The 10,386-nt window shown below is 62.7% G+C and carries 10 protein-coding genes; 7 read left to right on the top strand and 3 right to left on the bottom strand.

Features of this window, described 5'->3' with window-relative positions:
* Positions 1 to 391: hypothetical protein (locus HXS66_RS17365; RefSeq protein ID WP_218015168.1), on the top strand; the 391-nt coding region annotated here is incomplete at its 5' end.
* Here HXS66_RS17365 and tyrS read toward each other — a convergent pair.
* Entirely contained in the window at positions 342 to 1,550 is a 1,209-nt protein-coding gene (tyrS, locus tag HXS66_RS11330) for a tyrosine--tRNA ligase (protein WP_176503571.1), read from the bottom strand. The genes HXS66_RS17365 and tyrS overlap by 50 nt on opposite strands.
* A 183-nt stretch (positions 1,551 to 1,733) precedes the next feature.
* Here tyrS and HXS66_RS11325 point away from each other — a divergent pair, with 183 nt between their 5' ends.
* Positions 1,734 to 2,891 (top strand): anhydro-N-acetylmuramic acid kinase, encoded by a 1,158-nt coding sequence (locus tag HXS66_RS11325; protein WP_084209469.1) that lies wholly within the window; start codon positions 1,734 to 1,736, stop codon positions 2,889 to 2,891.
* Between the two features lie 106 nt (positions 2,892 to 2,997).
* Here HXS66_RS11325 and HXS66_RS11320 read toward each other — a convergent pair whose 3' ends face one another.
* Together HXS66_RS11320 and HXS66_RS11315 are read right to left on the bottom strand one after the other, a co-directional pair.
* Positions 2,998 to 4,152, bottom strand: a complete 1,155-nt coding sequence (locus HXS66_RS11320) for a PilT/PilU family type 4a pilus ATPase (protein WP_077379436.1) — start codon at positions 4,150 to 4,152, stop codon at positions 2,998 to 3,000.
* Positions 4,153 to 4,356: 204 nt separating this feature from the next.
* The gene (locus HXS66_RS11315) at positions 4,357 to 5,388 is read right to left on the bottom strand and encodes a type IV pilus twitching motility protein PilT (protein ID WP_077379438.1); all 1,032 of its coding nucleotides are present in this window, start codon (positions 5,386 to 5,388) and stop codon (positions 4,357 to 4,359) included.
* A 195-nt stretch (positions 5,389 to 5,583) separates the two neighbouring features.
* Between HXS66_RS11315 and HXS66_RS11310 the strand changes: the two genes are divergently transcribed.
* The 5 genes from HXS66_RS11310 to metW all read left to right on the top strand — a co-directional run bounded on the left by HXS66_RS11310 (position 5,584) and on the right by metW (position 10,191).
* A complete protein-coding gene (locus HXS66_RS11310; protein ID WP_077379440.1) occupies positions 5,584 to 6,336 on the top strand; it encodes a YggS family pyridoxal phosphate-dependent enzyme in 753 nt (250 codons plus the stop codon).
* 194 nt (positions 6,337 to 6,530) lie between these two features.
* Entirely contained in the window at positions 6,531 to 7,373 is an 843-nt protein-coding gene (gene proC, locus HXS66_RS11305; RefSeq protein ID WP_084209472.1) for a pyrroline-5-carboxylate reductase, read from the top strand.
* A 169-nt stretch (positions 7,374 to 7,542) separates the two neighbouring features.
* On the top strand, positions 7,543 to 8,121 hold the full coding sequence (locus HXS66_RS11300) for a YggT family protein (protein WP_176503570.1): 579 nt from the start codon (positions 7,543 to 7,545) through the stop codon (positions 8,119 to 8,121).
* 269 nt (positions 8,122 to 8,390) lie between these two features.
* Positions 8,391 to 9,584 (top strand): homoserine O-acetyltransferase, encoded by a 1,194-nt coding sequence (locus tag HXS66_RS11295; RefSeq protein ID WP_176503569.1) that lies wholly within the window; start codon positions 8,391 to 8,393, stop codon positions 9,582 to 9,584.
* Entirely contained in the window at positions 9,577 to 10,191 is a 615-nt protein-coding gene (metW, locus tag HXS66_RS11290; protein WP_077379447.1) for a methionine biosynthesis protein MetW, read from the top strand. The genes HXS66_RS11295 and metW overlap by 8 nt, the downstream gene beginning before the upstream one ends.
* Positions 10,192 to 10,386: the final 195 nt, after the last annotated feature.

The following is a 10,386-nucleotide window of genomic DNA, read 5'->3' as shown; positions in this document are numbered from 1 at the left end:
TCTAGCGAATCGCCCGGGATTGTCAATCGATGATTTGGAAGCGGACTTCAAAAACATCAAACAAAACAATCACCTGCAAACCTCTTTCACCGCTGGTAACGCCATGCGTCCCCGGCAGCGGATGCGTACTTTACGCACGAACCGGGCTGAGGGCAAGGGCTTTTTCCATCGATTGTCATTTCGAGGACATGCGGGCGACACCTATTCTCTCATCACCTCTTCTTGCTCCTATGACCTCGTCTCGCCGTCGCTTGCTGACACCTTTCTTCCCTGGCCAGAAACACATTCGGCCCCGCCAGAAATGGCGGGGCCGAATGGTCGGTCAGACATCTCGCGTCGGATCAGCGAGTCACCGTCACACGTGCGTAGCGCTTCTTGCCAGCCTGGATGACGATGGCCGTATCGAAAGGCGCCATGTAGGAAGGCTCGATCACGTCTCCATCGACTTTCACGCGACCATTCTTGAGCATGTCCTTGGCCTGGGCGCTGTTGTTGGCCAGACCTGAACGATTGAGCACGGCGGCGATCGGCGCGACCTCTGCCCCTTCAAGGCTCACGGTGACATCCGGCATGTCCGCCGGCAGCTCACCTTCTGCCAGCTGGTTGCCACTGGAGAGGTGAGCCGTGGCAGCCGCCTCTTCATCGTGGAAACGCGCCACCAGTTCCCGAGCCAGCTCCATCTTGATGTCGCGCGGATTGGCGCCATTCTCGATGCTGGCCATCAGCGCCTTCACTTCCTCCATGGGGCGCAGCGAGAGCAGCTCGAAGTAACGCCACATCAGCGAGTCCGGCATGGAGACGATCTTGTTGAACATCTCGCCCGGACGGTCATTGATACCGATGTAGTTGCCCAGCGACTTGGACATCTTCTGCACGCCATCCAGACCTTCGAGGATCGGCATGGTGATCACGACCTGCGGCTCCTGGCCACGCTGGCGTTGCAGCTCACGGCCCATCAGCAGGTTGAACTTCTGATCGGTACCGCCGAGTTCGATATCCGCCTCCAGCGCCACGGAGTCATAGCCCTGGATCAGGGGATAGAGGAACTCGTGAATGGAGATCGGCTGGTTGCCGGTGTAACGCTTGTCGAAATCATCCCGCTCGAGCATGCGAGCCACCGTGCTGGAAGCCGCCAGTTCAATCATGTCGCTGGCAGAGAGCCTGCTGATCCATTCGGAGTTGAAGGCGATTCGCGTGCGGTCCTTGTCGAGAATCTTGAAGACCTGCTCCTGATACGTCAGGGCATTGGCCTTCACGTCCTCTTCGGTCAGCGGCTTGCGCGTCACGCTCTTGCCGGTCGGATCACCGATGCGTCCGGTGAAGTCCCCGATCAGGAAGATGACCTCGTGGCCAAGATCCTGCAGCTGACGCAGCTTGTTGATCAGCACGGTATGCCCGAGGTGCAGGTCCGGCGCCGTCGGATCGAAACCCGCCTTGACCCTGAGCTTGCGTCCGGACTCGAGCTTCTTGATCAGCTCTTCCTCGACCAGCACCTCATCGGTACCGCGCTTGATGATCTCCAGCGCTTCCACTACTGACTTGTCGCTCATCCTGCCCTCTCTGACCGTTGCTGCTCCCCTCGTAACGGGGCATGTTGGCCGAGAATGTTAGCATGACACGCAGACCATGCACCCCTGCTCCGCCTCTGGCCATGAGGATGCCAACCAGACTTCCGCGACTCGGGGGCGCACGGCAGACTCGCTGACCCACGTTTCACTGCCCGGGAGATCTCCATGGCGCTTTACCTCGGCCTGATGACAGGCACCAGCCTCGACGGCCTCGATGTCGCCCTGCTCGATATCGAACCCCATCAGGACTGCATTGCGCTGCGCGAGCACATCCGCTTCATCGACGGTCTGGATCTGCCGCTTCCGGACCCCCTGCGCACTCGCCTCTGGCGTCTGATGCACGAGGACCATGCGCATTTTCGTGATCTTGCCGCAGCCGAGCAGGCGCTGGCCGAACTGGCCGCCGACGCGATCCGCCAGCTGCTGTCTCGCCAGCGACTGGAACCGAAAGACATTCGCGCCATCGGCAGCCATGGACAGACCATCGAGCACCGCCCGCATGGCTTCAGCGATCAGCCCTGTCAGACGCCTTACACCCTGCAGCTCGACAACCCCAGCCTGCTGGCCGAGCTGACCGGCATCCCCGTGGTGGCAGACTTCCGCCGCAGGGATCTGGCGGCCGGTGGGCAGGCAGCGCCTCTGGCGCCGGCATTTCACTCAGCGCTGTTCGCTCAGCCAGACCAGTGGCGGGGACTGCTGAACCTGGGGGGGATCGCGAACCTGACATTGCTCCCGCCACTGGACTCGCAGGCGGCAGTGATCGGCTTTGATACCGGCCCGGCCAACTGCCTGCTGGATGCCTGGCATGCACGCCATCAGGGGGCCGCGATTGATCCTCAGGGCAGCTGGGCCGCCAGCGGCCATGTCATCGAGGAGCTGCTGGATCGTCTGCTCAGCGCGGATTACTTCACTCGACCGCTGCCGAAGAGTACCGGACGCGAGGACTTCCATCTCGGCTGGCTGGAGCAGCACCTGACAGGCAGCGAGGCCCCTGTCGATGTGCAGGCCACCTTGCTGAGTCTGACGGTAGAGAGCATCGCGCGTGCACTTGAGCATACCGGCGTATCACTGGCGGGACTGACACCCTGTGGTGGCGGAGCGCGCAACACCGCCCTGATGGCCGCGCTCGAACAGCGCCTTGCGCATGCAAGCCACCCCACCGGCCTGGCCACCTGCGCCTCGCTTGGCTGGAATGCCGATCTCCTCGAAGCCAGCGCCTTCGCGTGGCTGGCCGCCCGCAGAGTGCTGGAGCGCCCCGGCAATCTCATCAGCGTGACGGGAGCACGCGGCCCCAGAGTCCTGGGGGGCCTCTACGCACGCTGACCCATCGCGCGCAGACATGAAAAAGCCGCGCTCCTGGCAAAACAGAAGCGCGGCTTCGTCGAGTACCTGAGACATCTACCGTCGCAGGCCAGATTCTCCACGGACTTCAGCCATCGTCGTCCTGCAGCGAGAAGCGACTGGCGGCATTCATCACATCCAGTTGCGCTTCCTGAGCACTGTCGGAATCGCCGAACTTGATCATCAGACGCAGGTCATTGGCGGAATCGGCATGCGCCAATGCCACCTCCTCGGTGATCAGGTCCTGCTGATGCAACGCATAGAGCGATTGATCGAAGGTCATCATGCCCTGTTGCTGGGAGCGCTTCATCACGTCCTTTATCTCCACCACCGCCCCCTTGCGGATCAGATCGACGATCAGCGGCGAGCGCAGCATCACCTCGATGGCCGGCACTCGCTGTGCGCCATTGCCACTCTTGTGAGGCAGCAGCTGCTGGGCCACGATGCCCTTGAGATTCAGTGACAGGTCCATCCATACCTGTTCGTGACGCTCTTCCGGGAAGAAGTGGATGATGCGATCCAGCGCCTGGTTGGCGTTGTTGGCGTGCAAGGTCGCCAGACACAGGTGACCGGTTTCCGCAAAGGTCAGCGCATGCTCCATGGTCTCACGCGAACGGATCTCGCCGATCATGATCACGTCCGGCGCCTGGCGCAGCGTGTTGCGCAGCGCCACCTCGAAGGACTCGGTGTCGATCCCCACTTCGCGCTGGGTCACGATGGAGCGCTGATGGGGATGGATGTACTCGATCGGATCCTCGATGCAGATGATATGGCCACTTGAGGTCTGGTTGCGGTGCTGGATCATCGACGCCAGCGAGGTCGACTTGCCGGCACCCGTGCCCCCGACGAAGATCACCAGACCACGCTTGGTCTCCGAGAGACTCTTGATGATTTCCGGCAGGCGCAGTTCTTCCAGGCTGGGAATCGACAGCTGGATGCGACGGATGACCATGCCCATCTGGCTACGCTGATAGAAGGCGCTGATCCGGAAACGCCCCACCCCCGGCAAACTATGGGCAAAATTGGCCTCACGCTCCTGTTCGAAGCGCTCTCGCTGCATGTCGCTCATCGGCGCAAGCACCAGTTCTCGCACCTGATCGACACCGAGCTTCTTGTCACCCAGCGCCGCCATTCGCCCGTTGACCTTCATCTGCGGCGGAGTCCCCGTCGAGATGAAAAGATCCGAGCTGCCCTTGCTGACCATCAACTGCAGGAGTTCCTGCAGCCATTCATGAGGAGTCATGAGCCGTGTCCCGATCCACTCTGTGAAGTCACATTCAAACTACGGTTTTATTATCGTTTATCGCAACGACCATCCGTCCCGACGAAGACAACGCCCGTGATGGTCTTCAGGCGTGCCGTCTCGCCTGTCTCGACCTGGATTCGGCCATGGGCATTGCCCTGTCACTGATGTCGTCTGGCAACACCACTGCACGGCCGTCGCGCACTATCCCAGCAGCCCCTTGGCCTTCGCTTGCGCGTCTTCGCTGGTCACCAGCCCCTCGGCCAACAGTCGCGTCAGCGCCGAATCCAGCGTCTGCATCCCCAACGCACCACCGGTCTGGATGGAGGAATACATCTGCGCCACCTTGTCCTCACGGATCAGGTTGCGGATGGCAGGAGTGGCAAGCATGATCTCGTGCGCTGCCACGCGCCCGCCGCCCACCTTCTTGAGCAGCGTCTGCGCGATGACCCCTTGCAGGGATTCGGACAGCATCGAACGCACCATCGCCTTCTCTTCGCCCGGGAAGACGTCGATGATGCGGTCGACGGTCTTGGTCGCCGAGGTGGTGTGAAGGGTGCCGAAGACCAGGTGCCCGGTCTCGGCGGCCGTCAGTGCCAGACGGATGGTCTCGAGATCTCGCAGCTCGCCGACCAGAATGACGTCCGGGTCCTCACGCAATGCCGAACGCAGAGCCGGCGCGAAGCCGTGGGTGTCACGATGCACTTCACGCTGGTTGACCAGGCAACGCTTGGACTGGTGGACGAACTCGACCGGGTCCTCGATGGTGAGAATGTGGTCGTACTTGTTCTCGTTGATGTAATCGACCATTGCCGCCAGCGTGGTCGACTTGCCCGACCCCGTCGGGCCGGTGACCAGAATCAGGCCACGCGGCAGCATGCACATCTTGCGAAACGCCTCGCCGAGCCCCAGGTCTTCCATCGTCAGCACTTCCGACGGGATGGTACGGAAGACGGCACCCGCCCCCCGCCCCTGGTGGAAAGCATTGACACGGAAGCGCGAGACGCCCGGCACCTCGAAGGAGAAATCCGTCTCGAGAAACTCCTCGAAGTCGCGACGCTGCTTGTCGTTCATGATCTCGTAGATCAGCGCACGCACCTGCTTGTCATCCATCGAAGGGACGTTGATGCGTCGTACGTCACCATCGACGCGAATCATCGGTGGCAGGCCGGCGGACAGGTGCAGATCCGATGCGTTCTGTTTTGCCGAAAAAGCCAGCAGTTCGGTAATATCCATGCAGATCCCTCGCGAAGACCGAAGCTCTTGTACCAACGAGTCCCGTGGACTCGGGTGTAAGTGTGATGTGGCTCTTCAGCAGATGGTGCGGTGGATATCATGACGAACGCCCTATCCAGCCCATACTACCGGTGGCGCCCACGACGCCGAGCCATCAACCGTGAAGATATTTCGCAAATTCTGGAGCCGAGCCGCATGACTGCAGTCCCCGACGACGAAGCTTGTGTTACTCAGTGTATCCTAGAGGCCCGTGCGCGGCTGGAAAAGGCACTGCTGGCAAGTAAACGCAACGTAGAGGCAGCCCGGATACTGGCGGTGAGCAAGACCAAGCCCGACCGGATGATTCGTGCTGCCTGGCGCAATGGCCAGCGGGCCTTCGGCGAGAACTATCTGCAGGAAGCGCTGGACAAGCAGCAGGCGCTGTCGGACCTCACCGATATCGAATGGCACTTCATCGGCCCCATCCAGTCCAACAAGACCCGCGCGATTGCCGAACACTTCTCTTGGGTACATGCCGTCGAGCGTGAGAAGGTGGCTCGCAGATTGAGCGAGCAACGCCCCGAGACCCTGCCGCCACTCGACATCTGTCTGCAGGTGAACGTCTCCGGCGAGGCCACCAAGGCAGGCGTCACACCCGAGGAATTGATTGCCCTGGCCGAGACGGTGCTGGCACTGCCCAACCTGCGACTGCGAGGCCTGATGGCGATTCCCGCCCCCGCCTCATCCGAGGCTGACCTGCAGGAAAGGCAGGCGCCCTTCAGGACACTGCGCGTATTGCTGGAGCAGCTGCAGGCTCGCTTCCCCGCGGCCCGCTACCCTCAGGCCAAGCTCGACACCCTGTCCATGGGCATGAGTGGTGATCTCGAGGCCGCCGTCGCCGAAGGCGCGACGCTGGTCCGTCTCGGCACGGCCCTCTTCGGAGCGCGTGACTATTCCAGCGCCCACTGAGACCACTCACTGACGCCGCCCGCACACGATTCACGCACGCCACTGACGCATGCGCAGCCCGCGGACGAGTCACCTCCGGCAGCCTCGGACGCACGGTTCACTGCCACGAACGTCACTCTCGCGAAGCAGCCGCGGTAAAGTGCACAGACTCACCGCTCGCCGGCCCATCCCATCCGAACGATCAGGAGCACCGCATGACGCACCAGACCTCCGCCACTCCCCGCACCATCGCCTTCATCGGTGCCGGCAACATGGCCAGCGCCATCTTCGGCGGCATGATCGAGGCCGGCTATCCGGCAGACCGCATCATCGCGACGGCCCGTTCACGCGATACCCTCGAGGCGCTCGAGCAACGCTACGGCGTGACCACGACCCAGGACAACGCTGACGCCGTCGCACGTGCCGATGTCATCGTGCTGGGCGTCAAGCCCCAGATGATGCATGACGTCTGCCAGGCCCTGGCGCCTGCCGTACAGGAGCGCAAGCCGCTGGTCATCTCGGTCGCGGCCGGCATCACCTGCGACAGTCTCGAGCGCTGGCTGGGGGGAGAGCTTGCCATCATCCGCTGCATGCCCAATACCCCCTCGCTGGTGGGCGTCGGTGCCAGCGGCCTCTACGCCACCTCGCGCGTGACCGATGAGCAACGTGCGCTGATGGACGAGATGCTGACCGCGGTCGGTATCGTCGAATGGGTCGAGGAAGAAGGTCTGCTGGAAGCGGTCACCGGGATTTCCGGATCCGGCCCGGCCTACTTCTTCCTGTTCATCGAAGCGCTTGAAGCCGCCGGTATCGAACTGGGACTGGATGCCGAGACGGCGCGCCGACTGGCGATCCAGACCGGACGCGGCGCCGCGCAGATGGCCTTCACCAGCGAGCACGAGCCGGCAGAGCTGCGTCGCCGTGTCTGCTCGCCGAATGGCACCACCGAACGTGCCATCAACAGCTTCGAGGGAGATGGCCTGCGCGAGATCGTCAGCCGTGCGGCCAAGGCGTCCAGCGCAAGGGCTGCAGAGCTGGCGCGTGAGCTGGACCAGTAACCCCTGTGGCGGGATTGCCACGCCACGAGTGGCAGCGTGCAGAGCGCCTGACTGGCAGCCCACTCGGGAAACCGCCATCATGCTGCGTTCATCTCGGATTGGCATGCTGATGGCATGACACGCCGACACCAGATTCGCGTCCTCAACTCACCGTCTTAAGGAAGGCCCCATGGGTGCTATGGGTAACATCGGACTTCAGCTGGTCACCATCCTGCTGCAACTGTTCGTCTATATACTGATGCTGCGTTTCCTGCTGCAGTTGTCTCGTGCAGATTTCTACAATCCGGTCACCCAGTCGGTGGTCAAGGCGACCAATCCGCTGGTGGCACCGCTGCAGGGCATCCTGCGCCCGCTGGGGCGCTTCGACATCGCCACGCTGGCGGCCGCCTTCATCGTCGTCAGCCTGGTGCTGGTCGCCATCGGCGCGCTGTTCGGCGGCATGCTGCCGATCGGCTTCATCGCGCTGACGGCACTGGGCACCATGCTCGACAGCATCATCAACATCTACTTCTTCGCCTTGATCGCGATGATCATCCTGTCGTGGGTCGCCCCCCAGGCCAACCACCCGGGCGCCATCCTGGTCCATCAGCTGGTCGATCCGATCATGAAGCCGGTGCGCAAGGTGATCCCGTCGATCGGCATGCTCGATCTGTCGCCGATCTTCGTGTTCATCGCACTCAATCTGGTCGGCAGCCTGATCAACCAGACCCTGCCGTCACTGGGCATGCTGCGCAGCGCCTTCAGTTAAGCCGGCGCTCCGCCAGCCAGGATGGCTCGCACGCGCCCAAGGCGCAGGCCGACGAGATCAGCGCCCGCCACGGACTCCCGTGGCGGGCGCTCTTGCATCGTGTGTCACTGGATCACGCGTGCGCACGCTGTGCTAGAGTGAGCCCTCGGCCGAAGCCAGAACCACGGTGCACGAGACGCCCACAAGGCGCATCACCGCGGCTTCGCGCCCCGGACACGGGCCTTGCCCCGAACACTCTGCTGGACATGATGCTGGAAACCTTCACCACGATGCCTGATTCCCTGCCCCCGGATTCGGTCGGTCTCGTCACGCCTCAGACTGCCCACTTCGATACCCCGCTGGAGCTGGCCTGCGGCAGACGCCTCGAGCAGTACTCGCTGGTCTACGAGACCTACGGCGAGCTGAACGCGGACGCCAGCAACGCCCTCCTGATCTGCCACGCCCTCACCGGCCACCATCATGCGGCTGGCTATCACGCCATGAGCGACCGCAAGCCTGGCTGGTGGGACGACTACATCGGCCCCGGCAAGCCCATTGATACCTCGCGCTTCTTCGTCATCGCGCTGAACAACATCGGCGGCTGCCACGGCAGTACCGGCCCGACCTCGATCAACCCGGAGACGGGCGAGCAATGGGGGCCTGACTTCCCATTGGTGACCGTGCCGGACTGGGTCGAGAGCCAGAAGCGCCTCGCCGAGTCTCTCGGCATCACCCGCTTCGCGGCGGTGGTCGGTGGCTCGCTGGGTGGCATGCAGGCGCTGCAGTGGGTGATGGACCACCCTGATCGCGTCGGTCATGTCGCCATCATCGCCTGCACGCCGAAACTCTCGGCGCAGAACATCGCCTTCAATGAAGTCGCGCGTCAGGCGATTCGCTCTGACCCGGAATTCCATGACGGCTGGTACTCGCGTGTCGATGCCGTGCCCAAGCGCGGCCTCAAGCTGGCGCGCATGGTCGGTCACATCACCTATCTTTCCGAGCATTCGATGGGCACCAAGTTCGGGCGCGACCTGCGTCAGGACCGCCTCAACTTCGGTTACGACGTCGACTTCCAGGTCGAGAGCTATCTGCGCCACCAGGGCGATACCTTCTCCACCGCCTTCGATGCCAACACCTACCTGCTGATGACCAAGGCACTCGATTACTTCGATCCCGCCGCCACGGCCGGCGATGATCTGGCCGCGGCCATGGCACCGATCAGCTGCCCGGTGCTCGTCGTCAGCTTCACCACCGACTGGCGCTTCGCTCCTTCACGCTCGCGCGAGCTGGTCAACGCCATGATCCATGCCGGCAAGAACGTCAGTTATGCCAACATCGATTCTCCTCACGGCCATGACGCCTTCCTGCTGCCGGGAGAGCGCTATCAGGCAGTGCTGGGCAACTTCCTGACCCGCGCATACGACAAGGCCTGCAAAGCAGCCTCTCCCCTGCACACCGCTCCCCAGGAGGCCAGCCATGCGTAACGACCTCGCCCAGATCCACGACTGGATTCCCGAAGGTGGCCGCGTGCTGGATCTCGCCTGTGGGGATGGCACCCTGCTGGCCTCGCTCAAGGAGACCAAGGGGGTATTCGGCTACGGACTGGAGATCGATCCCGACAACATCAGCGCCTGCGTGGCGCGCGGCGTGAACGTCATCGAGCAGAATGTCGATGATGGTCTGGCCAATTTCGCCGATGACACCTTTGATCGCGTGGTGATGTCCCAGGCCCTGCAGGTACTGCGCCGTCCGGATCGTGCGCTGGAAGAGATGATGCGCGTCTCACGTGAAGCCATCATCACCTTCCCCAACTTCGCCTACTGGCGTCACCGCCTGCACCTGGGGCTCAAGGGGCGCATGCCGGTCTCCAAGTCACTGCCGCACGCCTGGTACGACACCCCCAACATCCACCTCTCGACCTTTGCGGATTTCGAGCGGCTGTGTCGTGCCCAGGGCCTCAAGATCATCGACCGCGCAGTCGGCAATGGCGATCACGAGCCACATCCGGCGGCGACCTGGTGGCCGAATCTGTTCGGAGAGGTGGCCATCTTCCGCGTCTGCCGCGACAACTGTCCGCCCGACAAGCGCTGATCACACTCGCCACACCGCCTTTGGAAAGACGGCCGACAGGGAGTCCCTGCCGGCCGTTTCGCGTCATGACGCCGCCAATTCTCCCCGCGCTCTCCCCGCGGCGCGATAGCGTTGCGCTATCCGGGCCATGCACAGACAGTCGCAACTAAAGTCTATATACTTTCGGGGTAAACGCAGCTGAGGATCACGGCTCGC

The organism is Cobetia sp. 5-11-6-3, assembly GCF_013374055.1.
GTDB lineage: Bacteria > Pseudomonadota > Gammaproteobacteria > Pseudomonadales > Halomonadaceae > Cobetia > Cobetia marina.
The sequence above is the reverse complement of the archived record's forward strand: the minus strand, read 5'-3'. Positions and strand labels throughout refer to the sequence as shown.